Below are 15431 nucleotides of genomic sequence, written 5' to 3' on the forward strand. Positions count from 1 at the left end.
GTAAAATAGAAACATCAAATCGTAAAAATGAGGTTGTTATGAATAAAGAAGCAAAATACGCCCAACAAACGACCCTTTGGGATCCTTCCTTTGAGTCAGATGCTTGTGGCATGGGCTTCATCGCCCAAATTGATGGAAAAGCCAGTCACCAATTGGTGGAGCACGCGCTGACGATGCTGACGCGCATGAATCACCGTGGCGGGACAGGTGCAGAGCCAGAAACGGGTGACGGTGCGGGAATTTTGTTGGCGTTACCAGATGAATTTTTCCGCCAGATTGCTGACGAAAATGAAGTGAAATTGCCCAAACTTGGCGATTATGCCGTGGGTCAATTTTTCTTATCCCGTCAAGAAAATAAACAAAGACAAGCTTTGGAAGCAATCAAGGCGGCCATTAAGGCACAGGGACATGAAGTGCTTTTTACCCGTTCAGTTCCTTTTAATTATGAATCTTGCGGAGCAACAGCACAAAAAATTATGCCTGCTTTTGTTCAAGTTTTTGTTGAAAAAAGACTTACCGAAAATTCCGTCAGTAAAAAAGTCAATTCCGTCAGCAAAATCTCTGATTTTGAAACAGATTTGTTTCAAATCCGCCGTGCTTTGGAAAAGCGTTTTGAAGAAGATGAACTTTACATTTGTTCACTATCTAGCAAAACAGTAGTTTATAAAGGAATGTTGCACGCTTATCAGGTGAAGCTCTTCTATCCAGACCTATCGAATCCGATTTTTAAAAGTACTATTGCCCTGACGCACAGTCGATTTTCAACCAATACCTTTCCATCATGGAACCGCGCACAGCCCTTCCGTTTTTTGGCGCACAATGGTGAAATCAACACCTTGCGTGGCGCAGAAAACTGGATGAAAGTCAATGACATTGAGATGTATAATGAAGAAAATTCCGACTCTGCCAAGCTAGAAAACTGCATGGAATATCTCTATCGCAACGGTCGCGAACTCCCTGAAAGCTTGTTAGCAATGATTCCAGAGGCTTGGGGAGAAAAAACCGGTCTAAGTCCAGAACTTAAAGCTTTTTATGAATACTCGACGGCCCATATTGCCCCTTGGGACGGCCCAGCTGCCCTTGTATTTACTGATGGAACAACCGTTGGTGCCAGACTAGATCGTAACGGTCTGCGACCAAGCCGTTATCTTGTGACAAAAGATAATTTCATTATCCTATCTAGTGAATCTGGCGTTGTAGATATTCCTGCTAGTGAAATCGTCGAAAAATCCGTACTTGGCCCTGGAAATATGATTTTGGTTGATACAGCAGAAGGAAAAATTATTCGTAACGAAGAAGTCAAAGCTTACTACGCCAATAAGCACCCCTACCAAGAATGGTTATCAGCTGGTCTAAAACACGTCTCAGCACTGAGCGAAAGTAAAAAAACACCAGCTGTTGCTCCAGCAGACTTGAAGACCCTTTGGAAATTATTTGGCTATACCGATGAAGTAATCAGAACTGTCCTATTACCCATGGCAGAAGCAGCGAATGAGCCTACAATTTCAATGGGATTTGACGCTCCTTTAGCCGTTCTTTCTGGTCAATCGCAATCGCTTTACAATTTTTTCAAGCAACAATTTGCCCAAGTCACTAACCCGCCTATTGATGCCATTCGAGAAAAGATTGTCATTGGGACAGAAACTTACTTAGGTGAAGATGGAAATCCAGCAGAAATTTCAGCCCAAAATGTTCGTAAACTTAAGCTAGAAAGTCCAGTACTGTCAACTTCTGATTTCGAAAAAGTATTAGCTTTGAAAAGTCCACATTATCAGACAGAAGTTGTTTCAACGTTGTACGATAAAAACGACATTCTGGAAAATGCACTTAATAAACTTTTTTACAAAGTAGAAGAACTCATCAACCAAGGTGCAACAATTATTGTTTTATCAGACCGTGATTTTGCTGAAAATAAAGTGCCAATGCCGATTCTTCTTGCTCTATCGGGACTTTATCACTATATGCTTGGGCGACACAATGCATCGAAATTTGCCATAATCGTCGATACAGCAGAAGCTTGCGAAGTCCATCATTTTGCAGCTTTGGTAGGCTATGGTGCCTCAGGGATTCACCCTTACGGTGCTTATGCTACCCTTTGCGATTGGGGAATGGGGACACCAGAACACCTAGAAAATTTCCGTCAAGCTGCCGAAAAAGGAATTGTCAAAGTGATGAGCCGTATGGGAATTTCCACCATTGTCGGCTACAAGGGCGCGCAGCTCTTTGAGGCGATTGGATTATCCAAAGAGCTCGTTGACAAATATTTTGCCGGAACAAGCAGTCGAATCGGTGGACTATCCCTTGCACAGCTCGAAAATGAATATCGGGCGCGTTATGAAAAAGCCTACGGCCACCGCTCAAGTGATTTATTAGAAACAGGCGGAAGTTTCCAATATCGAGCTGATGAAGGTGAGCATCACATCTATGATCCAATGATGATTTACGAAATTCAAAACGCTGTTCGTCAAAACAACTATGAAAAATACAAAAAATACAGCCAATATTTAAATGAAGAAGCTCAAAAATCACCAACGAGTTTACGCCATCTCTGGGAAATCAAATCAGACCGTAAGAGTATTTCACTTAGCCAAGTTGAGCCAGCTCAAGCCATCGTAAAACGCTTCAAAATTGGGGCGATGAGTTTTGGATCACTTTCTAAAGAGGCGCACGAATGTCTTGCCCAAGCGATGAACTCAATTGGTGCCAAATCCAATTCGGGTGAAGGTGGTGAGAATCTTAAACGCTATGGTACAATCTACAATTCCAAAATCAAGCAAGTGGCATCAGGGCGATTCGGCGTTTCTGCTGCTTATCTGATGTCTGCAGAAGAAATCCAAATTAAGATTTCCCAAGGTGCAAAACCAGGTGAAGGTGGACAATTACCAGGTAAAAAAGCATTCCCATGGGTTGCAGAAGTACGAAACTCCACTCCAGGTGTCAGCTTAATTTCTCCACCACCCCATCATGATATCTATTCTATTGAAGATTTATCTCAGCTTATTTTTGACCTCAAACAAATCAATCCATATGCAAAAATCAATGTCAAACTGGTTTCCTCAACAGGAGTTGGAACTATTGCTACGGGTTGTGTCAAAGCTGGTGCTGATAAAGTTGTCATCTCTGGATATGATGGAGGCACAGGAGCAAGTCCACGAAATTCTACTCGGGATGCTGGGCTTCCGTGGGAAATGGGTCTTGTTGAAGCGCATCAAACTTTAACAATGAACAATTTACGCGATCGAATGACGCTTGAAACTGATGGGAAGGTAGTAACTGGACGAGATATTGCAGTTGCTGCAATGTTAGGCGCAGAAGAGTATTCTTTTGGTAGTTTAGCTCTTGTCGCAATCGGTTGTATCATGACGAGAAATTGTCATTTGAACACTTGTCCCGTAGGAATTGCTACCCAAAATCCGAAATTACGTGCGAATTTTATGGGCAAACCAGAGCATATTGTACGTCTCATGTTCTTCATGGCTGAAGAACTTCGGGAACTCCTAGCAGAGCTTGGATTTAGAACGATTGATGAATTGGTAGGTCATGCAGAACTCTTGCAGTCCAAAGATGATTTGCCAGATAAGATGCGTGGTTTAGATTTTAGCCGTATGCTTGGGCAAAGCCTCCCTATCGCGCCAAAACATTCTGATCCCTTTGCTAACCCGCACCAATGGCAAGAGCTTGATCATTTTACAGCAGCAACACTTGATGCCGGAGTAAAAGCAACTGTACACGATACGATTAAAAATACGAATCGTACCGCAACTGCTCGTATGGCAGGTTGGCTAGCCGAACGTTACGGTAACTTTGGCCTAAAAGACGGTAGTGTAAATTATGAGTATACAGGAGTCGCAGGCCAATCATTCGGCTCTTATGCCACGGCTGGGATGGAAGTAACTCTGATTGGTGAGGCAAATGACTACATTGGTAAATCATTGTCTGGCGGTCGTTTAATTGTAAAACCGCCTGTTGATGCAGCCTATGATGTGGAAAATACCTCAATTGTAGGGAATGTCTCACTCTTTGGGGCAATTGCTGGCGAGGCTTACTTCCGAGGAAGGGCTGGAGAGCGTTGTGGCGTCAGAAATTCAGGTGCTCAGTTTGTCGTTGAAGGTGTTGGTGATCACGGCTGTGAATATATGACGGGGGGTGTTGCAGTCATCTTAGGTAAGACTGGACGCAACTTTGCCGCAGGGATGTCTGGCGGCGTGGCTTATGTTTATGATCGCACGAATGATTTTAGTGCTAATGTGAACCACGAAATGGTTGACCTATATCATTTGAACGAAACAGAAGACGATGAAATTCTCGAAGTGCTCCTGAAAAACCATTTGACTTATACAAACTCAGAAAAAGCAAGATTCATTCTCGAAAACTGGACAACAGAGCGGGCAAAATTCGTTAAAGTTTACCCAAGAGAATACCATCATATCAAGACCGTCGAAGCGGAATTAGCAAAAACAGGTCTGTCTGGCGACGCACTCACGCTGACAACCTTTGAAAAAGTAACGGAGGTGATGTAACATGGCAGATCCAAATGGATTTTTGAAATATCAACGGATAGATAATCCTTATCGTGAATTAGCGGAACGTGTCAAAGATTTTTCTGAATTACAACTTCCTTTATCAACCGAAGAACGTCAAAGACAGGCGGCGCGTTGTATGCACTGTGATGTTCCGTTTTGCCATCAAGGAGTTTTTTATGGTGGAAAACGGGCAGTCTCGGGCTGTCCAAACGATAATCATATCCCAGAATGGAACGATTTGATTTATCGAGGCTTACAAAGAAAAGCCTATGAGCGGCTAGTTTTAACGAATCCCTTTCCTGAATTTACTGGACGAGTTTGTCCAGCACCTTGTGAAAAATCTTGTGCTGAGGCCCTTAATGGGGCAGGGGTTACAATCAAAGATAACGAGCGTTTCCTAGGCGACTTATCAAATGACGAAGGTTGGGTAGCAGAGATTGGAAAAGCAGCAGCCCCAACAGGATTCAAGGTCGCTATTGTTGGCTCTGGGCCAGCAGGTCTGGCAGCAGCTTGGCGCCTCAATCAATTGGGGCACTCTGTCACTGTTTTTGAAAAATCAGACCGACTTGGTGGACTATTGATGTACGGTATTCCCAATATGAAATTAGACAAACAAGTCGTGCAAACACGTATTGATTTAATGAGTGAATTGGGTGTTGAATTTGTAACTCAGGTAGAAGTTGGACGTGACGTCAGTTATGAAGAACTGGCAGCAGATTTTGACCGGATTATTTTGGCAATTGGTGCCGGAGTTCCTCGTGATTTACCCGTTGCCGGTCGTCAATTAAAAGGTGTTCAGTTTGCTTTAGACTTCCTAACAGAGACGACAAAAAAAGTTTTTGAATATGGGGAAGATAAGCTTCCGAAAAGTTTAGCAGGAAAAAAAGTCATTGTCATTGGTGGTGGAGATACAGGGAATGACTGTATCGGCACAGCAATTCGCTTGGGAGCAACTAGTGTTCAACAATTAGAGATTACCTCAAGCTTGCCCTTGGAGCGTACAAAAGAAAATCCATGGCCGGAATGGCCAATGGTTCTGAAACAAGGTTACGGACAAGCCGAAGCAGTTTTTGCAGGAAACGATGATTTGACGAGTTACCAAATGACAGCAACAGCATTTGAAGGTAATCAGCACAATGAGTTACGAGGTTTGCGGGTTTCCCAAGTTGGATCAGATTTCAAAGTAATCCCTAATTCTGAGCGTCTTTTGGAAGCAGATTTGATTCTGCTAGCAATGGGATTTGTTGGTGCAGATAAGGAAATTTTGGACACTTTTGGCGTTCAAGAGATTTATGATGATTACAAAACCAACAATGAAAAAGTTTTAGTCGCTGGCGATGCGAAACGCGGCCCTTCATTAGTCATTTGGGCAATTCGAGAAGGTCGAAAAACTGCAGAAGCAATTGACGAAGAACTGATGAAACTGATTACAGCTTAACTTGCAAGTTTTATCGGTAAAAAAGTTCTTGTCCATAGTGGCAAGGACTTTTTTCAGTAAATAATTTGATATAATAGAATAAAAAAGATAGAGGTAAGCCATGAAAGTACCATTTGTTACCAAAGCAGAACTTGACCAGTTGACTGCTGAATTTCCAACACCTTTTCATTTGTACGATGAGAGAGGCATTCGCCAAAAAGCGCGTGCACTTCAGGCTGCCTTTGCTTGGAATGAAGGTTTTAAAGAATATTTTGCTGTAAAAGCAACCCCAACGCCAGCTATTTTGAAAATCTTGCATGAAGAAGGTTGTGGAGTTGACTGTGCAAGCTATGTTGAATTACTCCTATCACAAAAAACAGGATTTGACGGATCAGAAATGATGTTTTCATCAAACGACACTCCAGCAGAAGAATTTAAATTTGCTAAAGAAATCGGGGCTACAATCAATTTAGATGCTTATGAACATATTCAATTTCTAGAAACGCTGTCGGATTTTGAGTTTCCAGAAACGATGAGTTTGCGCTATAATCCAGGCGGTGTCTTTGCTATGGGTACAAAAATTATGGACAATCCAGAAGAATCAAAGTTTGGGATGACCAAAGCTCAACTTATTCAGGGTTTCAAAGATTTACAAAATCTGGGAGTAAAAAAATTTGGAATGCATAGTTTTTTGGCGTCAAATACGGTAACTAACGATTATTACCCGAAACTTGCCCATCAACTTTTCGAACTTGCTTTAGAAATTCGTCAAGAAACAGGAATCACGCTTGATTTTATCAATCTTTCAGGCGGCATTGGCGTTAACTATCGTCCCGAAGAAGAAGCCAATGATATTGCTAAAATTGGTCAGGGAGTACAAAAAGCCTATCAAGAAGTGTTGAGTGCAAATGGCATTGAAAACCTTAAAATTTATACTGAACTGGGGCGTTTCATGCTCGCGCCACACGGTCACCTTATCACTAGAGTTCTCCATCTCAAAGAAACTTATCGCAAATATGTCGGAGTAGATGCGTCCGCAGTTAATCTCATGCGTCCAGCTTTTTATGACGCCTATCATCACATTACAGTAGCAGGTAAAGAAAATGAGAAAGCAACAGAAATCTATGATGTGACAGGCTCTTTATGTGAAAATAATGACAAATTTGCAAAACAAAGAGCATTACCTGAAATTCAAGAAGGGGACTTATTAGTTATCCATGATACGGGAGCGCATGGTTTTTCTATGGGCTATCAATATAATGCGAAATTACGAAGCGCAGAAATTCTACTTCAAGAAAATGGAGAAGCTCGTCTCATTCGTCGTGCCGAAAAACCTTCAGATTATTTTGCAACTTTGGATGGATTTGATTTTATTTGTTAGTAGACTTCTTGTTGAAGGATAGGATAAGAAACTTCAAAAAATGAGGCTTAAGTGCTTCATAAAATAAACTACTGACAAATGGCATAAAATTTGATATAATAAAGTGTCATCAATGGCGAAAGCGTTTCGCCAAATTTAGGAGATTCAAAATGAACTTATTGATAGCTATCTTGCTCATGGTTGTATGCCTTTTGGCTGGTTTTTTTGGCGGCACTTGGTTTTCACAACGTCAAACAAAAAAACTGCTCATGGATAACCCACCACTTAATGAAGACGCAGTTCGTCTCATGATGGGATCAATGGGTCGTAAACCAAGCGAAGTTCAAGTACAACAAGTTCTTCGCCAAATTCGTGCAGCTGCTAAACAAGCAGACACAAAGAAAAAATAAGCTAAAGTTATACGCTGAGCGAAGCAGCAGGACAAGTTCCAAGCTCACTCAGCGTTTACTTTTTATATCAATGAAATATTTTTTAGTTCTTAACTAAAGATATCTGTTTTGAAGGAGAAGAAAGAAAAAAGATGGACAATCGACCAATAGGCCTATTGGATTCAGGTGTTGGTGGACTGACTGTTGCTCGTGAACTCCTTAGGCAACTCCCAAATGAAGAAATTGTCTATATCGGAGATACCCGCAGAGCCCCTTATGGTCCGCGTAGTAGTGAACAAATTATTGAGTTCACTTGGGATATGGTCAATTTTTTACTTTCTAAAAATGTAAAAATGATTGTGATGGCTTGCAATACAGCCACTGCGGCCGCCCTCACGGAGGTTAAAGAGAAGCTTGATATCCCAGTGATTGGGGTAATCTTAGCTGGCGCCACCTCAGCGATTCAAAAAACAAAAGATAAAAAAATTGGTGTTATTGCGACACAGGCTTCCATTCGTTCAGGAGAATACCAAAGAACCATCAATTTTAAATCATCATCAATTGAAGTGACAAGTCTAGCATGTCCTAAATTTGTCCCAATTGTTGAGTCAAACGAAATGCATTCTGATATTGCCAAAAGAGTAGTATCTGAAACATTAGCACCTTTGGTTGGCAAAGTGGATACTTTAATTTTGGGTTGTACCCATTATCCTTTGCTACGTTCTTTAATTCAAGAAACGATGGGCGAGCAGGTTAGATTGATTGATTCGGGGGCCGAAACCGTCCGTGACATTTCAGTACTACTGAATTATTTTTTACTTAATAGTGAAGAACGACAAAAGTGTCAGCATCGCTTTTATACAACAGCAGGAGTTGACTCCTTTCGAGAAATTGCTGAAAAGTGGTTAAAACTTGAACCACTCCATATTGAACATGCTGAGATAGAAAGTTTCAACAAGGAAAAATAAATGAAAAAAACACTAATCGTTGCAACGAGAAATGCTGGGAAAACTAGAGAATTTAAGAAGTTATTTGCTGATTTCGGCTATGAAATTAAGGATTTAACCGATTACCCTGAGTTACCGGAAATAGAGGAAACAGGAAGTACTTTTGAAGAAAATGCGCGGTTAAAAGCCGAGCAAATTTCAGAAATTACGGGTGAGCTTGTTGTTGGAGATGATTCTGGTCTTTGCGTTGATGTTCTAGGTGGTTTACCAGGGATTTGGTCGCATCGTTTTTCTGCACCAAACCCGACGGATGAAAAAAACATCACAAAATTACTTCATGAATTGGCGCCAACGGCCATAACTCCAGAAAAAAGAAGTGCACATTTTCACACAACACTAGTTGCTGCTAAACCAGGAAGTGAGAGCTTAGTGGTTGAAGCTGATTGGAATGGTTATATTGGATTAACACCGAAAGGTGAAAACGGTTTTGGCTATGATCCTATCTTTCTTGTAGACGCATTTCGGACAGCAGCAGAGCTATCAGATGAGGAAAAAAATAAAGTTTCTCACCGAGGAAAAGCGCTACAAAAGTTGATGAAAGAGCTACCTGCTTGGTTAGAAAAATGATTTAACATAAATTTATTTCTGTAAAACAGAAGAAACGAGAGGTCTTGGATGTTTGTAGTCATGTCTGACTCCCACTATGATCGCAACGTGGTTGAGTCAATCAAAAAGAAGTATCAGGCAAGTGCCACAGCGATTTTTCACTGTGGTGACTCAGAGTTATTGAGTTCGGATGAAATCTGGAATGGAATTACAGTTGTTGCCGGCAATTGTGATTATGATAATGGTTATCAGGATTTCATTCTTCAAGAGGTTGAAGGTAAAAAGGTATTGATTACACATGGCCATCTTTTTTACGTTGGCTTGGGCTTGGATCGCTATTCGTATTTTGCAGAAGAAAAAGGTGCAGATATTGCCCTTTTTGGACACATTCATCGGCCAGTAGCTCAAAAAATTAATGGTGTTCTATACCTTAACCCAGGTTCAGTTGCACAGCCACGTGGTGAGTATGATGTGAAGATGTATGCTACTATTGAAATCACTGATCGTCAATACAAAATTTCTTATCGAAACCTCCAACATGAACCAATTTCTGAATTACAATTCATTTTATAATTCACCTTACCTTGACAAAACATTATGAAATTACCAAATGAGATTGAGGAGTATTTAGCAAGTAAGAATTTTTCAGTAAACACTCGCTCAAATTACTATTACGACTTAACTTCTCTGCATCAATTTTTTGAAGATAAGCCAATTTCCGAAGATACATTAGCGCTCTATAAACATCAATTGAGTGAGCTTTCTCTATCTGCTCAACGCCGAAAAATTTCGAGTGCAAATCAATATTTGCTCTATTTGTATCAAAACAACCAGCTTGATCGCTATTTTAAATTGGATCAAGTTCCTCAAAAAACAATAAAACAGTCGCAAGGCTATCACCCAAAGCTTAAGGAATTTCCAGAATTTTACGGTCCGTTAACTTGTCCCGGTCAATTTTTAGCGTTATTGATTTTGGAGTTTGGATTAAATTTTTCAGAGATTCAAGGGTTGAAGTGGGAAAATTTCAACTGGAAATTTAAGTACCTCACTATTGAAAAATCAGGAATTAAACGCGTTTTACCGATTAAAGAAAAATTTGCTCTCCGAGTCAAAGCAATTAATAATGCGGATGAATTGTTTGCTAAATCAAGGCAGTTTCTTTATATAGAATTGAAAAAATTTACAGATTATTCATCGAAAGAGATTCGAGAACAATATATTTTACATCAAGTAAAAGCAGGAAAAACGATTTATGAACTAGCGGGTCTTTTGGGATTAAGTACCACAGCTACGTTGGAAAAATATTATAGATAGGTTTTTACATCATTAAAAATATGTAAACTATGATTAAAGAAATTAGTATAAAAATAAATAACTTTGAAGGGCCACTTGATTTGCTGCTACATCTAGTAAGTCAATATCAGATGGATGTTTTTGAAGTCCCTCTTGTGCCAGTGATTGAACAATATCTTGCATATATTCGGAAGATGAAAAATTTAGAGTTGGAAATTGCTGGGGAATATATGCTAATGGCAAGTCAGTTGATGTTAATTAAGTCGCGTAGACTGTTACCTACTTTGACTGAAACTTTTAACGATGATACTGATCAATTGGAATATGATTTATTAGCTCAAATTGATGAGTATCGAAAGTATAAGTTGCTTTCACAAGATTTAGAAGAACTTCACCAAGAGCGTAGCCAATTTTACTCTAAAGCTAAAACAGAAATTATTACTGATGAAACTAAATTACTTAAGGATAGGTCAGGACTTGATTTATTTTTGGCTTTTAACAAAATCTTGGAAATTCAAAAACAACAATTTCAGGATGAGCATACGACAATTGAAGCTGAGAAATATACGATTGCGGATAAGATCTTAGAATTGAGTCGGAAGTTTATAAAGCAAAAAATATGTAAATTCTCAGAATTGTTTTCTCCTTTAGCTAGTCGAGAAGAATTAGTTACGACTTTTATGGCACTTTTAGAATTAATGAAAAATCAACAGATTTCAGCAGTGCAAGGAGAGCTTTTTGGAGAAATTATTTTAGAAAGAAAAGAGTAGAGTGAATAAAACAGCAACTTGTGAACTTTTGCTTTTTGTATCTGGTGAAGCTGGATTGACATTGCCCGAATTAGCAGGGTTGACAGAATTATCAAAACAAGCTTGCCAGCAACAAATTGATTATTTAAAAGAAAAGTATCAAGCTGACGAAGAATCAGCTCTGACGATTATTAAAACTGCGGAGAAATACCGTATGGCAACTAAAGAAGAATTTGCTGGATTGCTCAGGGCTTATGCCAAAACGCCTCTTAATCAGTCCTTGTCAAAATCAGCACTTGAAGTTTTGGCAATTATTGCTTATAAGCAACCTTTGACTCGATTGGAGATTGATCAATTGCGTGGAGTAAACTCATCAGGAGTAATCTCGACTTTGCGTGCCTTTGACTTGGTGGAAAAGGTTGGCGAGCTTGAGGCGCCAGGGCGTCCAAGCTTGTATGCAACGACGGAATTTTTCTTAGATTATATTGGCATCAATCGTTTAGAAGAGTTGCCTGAGATTGATGAAGCAAAATTTATTGCTGAAAAGCAAATTTTATTTAATGAAAGTGAAGAAGATGAGAATAAATAAATATTTGGCACACGCAGGTGTAGCCAGCAGACGTAAATCTGAGGAATTGATTTTGTCAGGAAAAGTTAGTGTGAACCAAACAATTATGACAAATCTTGGTTACCAAGTTTCTAGTGGGGATGTTGTTGAGGTAAATGGTGTAGCTGTTTACAATGAAGAGCCTGTTTATTATTTATTGAATAAACCACGCGGTTATATTTCTTCTGTTAGCGATGAAAAAGGACGTCAAACAGTGATGGATTTGATGCCGCAGGTTAAAGAACGAATTTATCCTGTTGGTCGGTTGGACTGGGATACGAGTGGCTTGCTTCTGCTAACAAATGATGGGGAATTTACTAATTTAATGACTCACCCACGTCACGGGGTTGAAAAAGTTTATATTTCAAAGGTTGAAGGGCAAGCAAATAAAGAAAATCTGCGTCCATTGACACTTGGAGTGACGATTGAAGGCAAGAAAATGAGCCCTGCTCGCTATGAAATTATCAAGCAAGATAAAGCGAAAAATCATTCAGTTGTCAGCCTGACTATTCATGAAGGGCAAAATCATCAGGTTAAAAAAATGTTCGCTACAGTTGGATTGCCCGTACAAAAACTGAGTCGTGTTCAATATGGAACATTGAATCTGGATGGTGTTCCTACGGGGCAATACCGTCGCCTAAGTAAAAAAGAAGTATCGCAATTGATTAATTTAGCTCAAGAAAAATAGAAAAACACCCCTAGAGGTGTTTTTTAATATTTATTTTTGGAAAGCATGACAGACTTGTGATATAATAAGTTTATCTTCAGGGCACCGTGTGATTCGGGACCGGCGGTAAATAAGCCTATGAGCTTACAACTCCGCGATTCGCGTAAGCGATTGAAGCAGTGAGAATCTGCTAGCGACAGTTAAATGCGACCAAGTGGGAGCATTTTATCAATGATTAAAGCTTTGTTTAATAAAGTTTCATTGGTTGAAAGTCTGGATGGAAGAAGATGAACAATTTTTGTGCTGTAATCAATGCTTTGGCAAGATTATGGTTTTTGGCCAAACAAAAAAATGTCTATCAACTTCCTCGAAATTTGAAGAATTATTTTCTCATATTTGGAGGTTTTTTATGTCTAAAACACGTCGTATGGTACTTATTGCCATGCTTGCTGCATTATCTACGGTGCTTTTGTTACCAATTTTGCAGTTTCCGCTGTTACCAGGAATTGATTTTATGAAGGTTGAACTTTCGATTATTCCTGTACTTATCGGAGTTTTTACTTTAGGTTTGAGTGATGGGTTTGTTATTTTGCTCATTCGTTCAATTCTATGGTATTTGCTCTTTAATCAAGGTCCTTCAACTTGGATTGGGGTGCCGATGAATTTTATTGCTTTGGGGCTTTTCATGACAATGGTTTGGCTATTTACTAAGCGAAAGTTTTCTGTGCGAAACTATCTGGTGGGGGTTGTCTTTGCAACGGTTACGGCCGTTCTTGCAATGATGCTTTTAAATGTTTTCTATGCGCTTCCCTTATACCGCTTGGCTGCTGGGTTTGATGTCGATAAACTTTTTTCTGGTGCGGTACATTTGTTTAGTATGGGTTCGTTTGATGTCACTATCAATCCTACGTACTTGATAACAGTCGTCTTGCCTTTTAATGCCATTCAAAATGTGATATTTGCATTAGTATTTGGTTTGGTTATTCTTGTATTTAGAAAAAATAGAGTGGTACGATTTTATAACATTTGATAAAAAAGCTGATTTTCAGCTTTTTTATTATCAGAAAAACTGATAATTTGTCTTGACAAGATGAAAAATAAAGCATATAATATAAGAAAAACTGATAAAAGAATGAGAGGAAAGCTTGATGAATTTTGGTAAAAATTTAAAGTATCTTCGCACCAATGCCAAACTTACGCAAAGTCAATTGGCTCAGATGCTTGGGATGAAACAAAGCGCTTATGTACTTTGGGAACAAAAAGCGACTAACCCTACTTTGGAATTGCTTGAAAAATTATCGGATATTTATCAGCTTTCATTTGAGGAGCTTATTAAAACGCCACAGCGACAAGAAGAAAAGCAACTTTTAGAAAATTATCGTGCGCTGACAGAGGAACAACAAGAGTCAGTCATCACATTTACAGATTTTCTTCTAGAACAAAATAAGTCAAATCTTATTGAGTTGAAGACTTATCCGCGCTCTACGCTTCATTATGCTATTGTTGAAGATGAACTTTTATCTGCAGGATTCGGAGAGTCTGTCAGCAATAATGGTGGACATTATAAAGCCTACACAACCAAGAAACTTTCTCGCTATGACGGCGCTGCACGAGTTAAAGGGGAATCAATGGAGCCAGAATTTCCTAATTTTTCTATTGCGACATTTTTGCAAACAGGATTTGATCGCTCAGGTGATATTTATGCGATTGCAGAGGGTGATTTGGGAGAGGAACAGCTCTATATCAAGCAAGTTTTCGAAGAGAAAGATCAATTTCGTATCCATTCTTTAAATCCCGATCCGCAGTACAAAGATTTTTATTTGGGGCAAGAAGATAATTTTCGAATTATTGGTCCGGTGGTTGACCACTTTGAAGAAATTGAAGAAGCTCAGATAGAAGACTAAAAAGAGGGAAAATGATGGCTTTAATTAAAGAAATTTTACCGGTTTTAGGAATAGGTGTAGTTTTTGCGGGGAGTTATGAGCTGGTGCTTTGGTTAGCAATGAGGCTAGACAAACAAGATGAGAAAAATAGCAGGAAAGAAAAAAACAAAAAAGTGAGTAGAATCAACTCAAGTGTTGTTCTCAAAAAAGAAAAAAACATCGCATGAACTGAGTAAATAAAATAAATCGGCAAAAAATATATTTATACTTGCAAAAAACAAAAAACTTTGCTATACTAGATTTCGGTTCTAAAAGAACTGACCGAAGACAGTAGGGGACGTAAGTCATAAAAATCCTACCGAGGACAAATATCAACTAAAAATGATAATTGAACTCTCTATGTCTATGGTCGGCATAGTTTTTTTATGCCCGACAATAAAATATGGAGGTAAAAAAATGAGCGATTACAAAGTAAATGAAGCAACAATTGCTAAGAAAGCAGAATTGGTTGATGTTTACGCACAAAAAATGACTGAAGCAGCATCTATCGTTGTTGCTGACTCACGTGGTTTGTCAGTTGAACAAGATACTCAACTTCGTAAAGAGTTGCGTGAAGCAGGCATCGAATTTAAAGTTGTTAAAAACTCAATCTTGCGTCGTGCAGCTGAAAAAGCTGGTCTTGAAGGTTTGTCAGAATCTTTCTCAGGCCCATCAGCAGTAGCATTTTCTAACGAAGATGTTGTAGCACCTGCAAAAATTTTGGCTGACTTTGCAAAAAATGCTGAGCATCTTGAAATCAAAGCTGGTGTCATCGAAGGCAAAGTTTCTTCAAAAGAAGAAATCCAAGCAATTGCGTCTCTTCCAAGCCGCGAAGGTCTTCTTTCTATGCTTCTTTCAGTGCTTCAAGCACCTGTACGCAACGTGGCTCTTGCAGTCAAAGCTGTTGCAGAAAAAGAAGAATCAGCTGCTTAATCATAAGCAACACATCTT

Annotated in this window: 15 protein-coding genes and 1 other annotated feature; all 15 genes read left to right on the forward strand. The window is 39.3% G+C overall.

The features are described from left to right. Positions 1–38: 38 nt before the first annotated feature. The 15 genes from gltB (at position 39) to rplJ (ending at position 15413) form a co-directional block, all read left to right on the forward strand. Complete coding sequence (gltB, locus tag EQJ87_RS00995) at positions 39–4520, forward strand: glutamate synthase large subunit (RefSeq protein ID WP_130122930.1); 4482 nt, start codon at positions 39–41, stop codon at positions 4518–4520. Between the two features lies 1 nt (position 4521). Next, positions 4522–5961, forward strand: coding sequence for a glutamate synthase subunit beta (locus EQJ87_RS01000; protein WP_130122931.1), 1440 nt, complete (start codon positions 4522–4524; stop codon positions 5959–5961). A 100-nt stretch (positions 5962–6061) separates the two neighbouring features. Then, positions 6062–7321 (forward strand): diaminopimelate decarboxylase, encoded by a 1260-nt coding sequence (lysA, locus tag EQJ87_RS01005; RefSeq protein ID WP_130122932.1) that lies wholly within the window; start codon positions 6062–6064, stop codon positions 7319–7321. 149 nt (positions 7322–7470) lie between these two features. Beyond that, the gene (locus tag EQJ87_RS01010; protein ID WP_130122933.1) at positions 7471–7710 is read left to right on the forward strand and encodes a YneF family protein; all 240 of its coding nucleotides are present in this window, start codon (positions 7471–7473) and stop codon (positions 7708–7710) included. A gap of 131 nt (positions 7711–7841) precedes the next feature. Then, entirely contained in the window at positions 7842–8657 is an 816-nt protein-coding gene (racE, locus tag EQJ87_RS01015) for a glutamate racemase (protein ID WP_130122934.1), read from the forward strand. Further along, positions 8658–9263, forward strand: a complete 606-nt coding sequence (locus EQJ87_RS01020) for a nucleoside-triphosphate diphosphatase (RefSeq protein WP_130122935.1) — start codon at positions 8658–8660, stop codon at positions 9261–9263. 48 nt (positions 9264–9311) lie between these two features. Then, positions 9312–9815 (forward strand): metallophosphoesterase, encoded by a 504-nt coding sequence (locus EQJ87_RS01025; RefSeq protein ID WP_130122936.1) that lies wholly within the window; start codon positions 9312–9314, stop codon positions 9813–9815. A gap of 24 nt (positions 9816–9839) precedes the next feature. Further along, on the forward strand, positions 9840–10556 hold the full coding sequence (gene xerD, locus EQJ87_RS01030) for a site-specific tyrosine recombinase XerD (RefSeq protein ID WP_130122937.1): 717 nt from the start codon (positions 9840–9842) through the stop codon (positions 10554–10556). Between the two features lie 29 nt (positions 10557–10585). Next, a complete protein-coding gene (locus tag EQJ87_RS01035) occupies positions 10586–11305 on the forward strand; it encodes a segregation/condensation protein A (RefSeq protein WP_130122938.1) in 720 nt (239 codons plus the stop codon). Between the two features lies 1 nt (position 11306). Next, positions 11307–11873, forward strand: coding sequence for an SMC-Scp complex subunit ScpB (scpB, locus tag EQJ87_RS01040; protein ID WP_130122939.1), 567 nt, complete (start codon positions 11307–11309; stop codon positions 11871–11873). Next, positions 11860–12579, forward strand: a complete 720-nt coding sequence (locus tag EQJ87_RS01045; protein WP_130122940.1) for a pseudouridine synthase — start codon at positions 11860–11862, stop codon at positions 12577–12579. Before scpB ends, EQJ87_RS01045 begins: the two co-directional genes overlap by 14 nt. A 388-nt stretch (positions 12580–12967) precedes the next feature. Further along, on the forward strand, positions 12968–13588 hold the full coding sequence (locus tag EQJ87_RS01050) for an ECF transporter S component (RefSeq protein ID WP_130122941.1): 621 nt from the start codon (positions 12968–12970) through the stop codon (positions 13586–13588). Between the two features lie 118 nt (positions 13589–13706). After that, complete coding sequence (locus EQJ87_RS01055) at positions 13707–14462, forward strand: helix-turn-helix domain-containing protein (RefSeq protein ID WP_130122942.1); 756 nt, start codon at positions 13707–13709, stop codon at positions 14460–14462. Positions 14463–14473: 11 nt separating this feature from the next. Then, positions 14474–14668 (forward strand): hypothetical protein, encoded by a 195-nt coding sequence (locus EQJ87_RS01060; protein WP_130122943.1) that lies wholly within the window; start codon positions 14474–14476, stop codon positions 14666–14668. 76 nt (positions 14669–14744) lie between these two features. Then, positions 14745–14874, forward strand: a sequence feature (ribosomal protein L10 leader region). 23 nt (positions 14875–14897) lie between these two features. Further along, the gene (gene rplJ, locus EQJ87_RS01065) at positions 14898–15413 is read left to right on the forward strand and encodes a 50S ribosomal protein L10 (protein ID WP_130122944.1); all 516 of its coding nucleotides are present in this window, start codon (positions 14898–14900) and stop codon (positions 15411–15413) included. Positions 15414–15431: the final 18 nt, after the last annotated feature.

The organism is Lactococcus sp. S-13, from assembly GCF_004210295.1.
Classification (GTDB): Bacteria; Bacillota; Bacilli; order Lactobacillales; family Streptococcaceae; genus Lactococcus.

Excerpts from the sequence above, each read along its gene's own strand:
- gltB (WP_130122930.1), top strand. The coding sequence starts at position 39 with ATGAATAAAGAAGCAAAATACGCCCAACAAACGACCCTTTGGGATCCT.
- EQJ87_RS01000 (WP_130122931.1), top strand. The coding sequence starts at position 4,522 with ATGGCAGATCCAAATGGATTTTTGAAATATCAACGGATAGATAATCCT.
- lysA (WP_130122932.1), top strand. The coding sequence starts at position 6,062 with ATGAAAGTACCATTTGTTACCAAAGCAGAACTTGACCAGTTGACTGCT.
- EQJ87_RS01010 (WP_130122933.1), top strand. The coding sequence starts at position 7,471 with ATGAACTTATTGATAGCTATCTTGCTCATGGTTGTATGCCTTTTGGCT.
- racE (WP_130122934.1), top strand. The coding sequence starts at position 7,842 with ATGGACAATCGACCAATAGGCCTATTGGATTCAGGTGTTGGTGGACTG.
- EQJ87_RS01020 (WP_130122935.1), top strand. The coding sequence starts at position 8,658 with ATGAAAAAAACACTAATCGTTGCAACGAGAAATGCTGGGAAAACTAGA.
- EQJ87_RS01025 (WP_130122936.1), top strand. The coding sequence starts at position 9,312 with ATGTTTGTAGTCATGTCTGACTCCCACTATGATCGCAACGTGGTTGAG.
- xerD (WP_130122937.1), top strand. The coding sequence starts at position 9,840 with ATGAAATTACCAAATGAGATTGAGGAGTATTTAGCAAGTAAGAATTTT.
- EQJ87_RS01035 (WP_130122938.1), top strand. The coding sequence starts at position 10,586 with ATGATTAAAGAAATTAGTATAAAAATAAATAACTTTGAAGGGCCACTT.
- EQJ87_RS01045 (WP_130122940.1), top strand. The coding sequence starts at position 11,860 with ATGAGAATAAATAAATATTTGGCACACGCAGGTGTAGCCAGCAGACGT.
- EQJ87_RS01050 (WP_130122941.1), top strand. The coding sequence starts at position 12,968 with ATGTCTAAAACACGTCGTATGGTACTTATTGCCATGCTTGCTGCATTA.
- EQJ87_RS01055 (WP_130122942.1), top strand. The coding sequence starts at position 13,707 with ATGAATTTTGGTAAAAATTTAAAGTATCTTCGCACCAATGCCAAACTT.
- EQJ87_RS01060 (WP_130122943.1), top strand. The coding sequence starts at position 14,474 with ATGATGGCTTTAATTAAAGAAATTTTACCGGTTTTAGGAATAGGTGTA.
- rplJ (WP_130122944.1), top strand. The coding sequence starts at position 14,898 with ATGAGCGATTACAAAGTAAATGAAGCAACAATTGCTAAGAAAGCAGAA.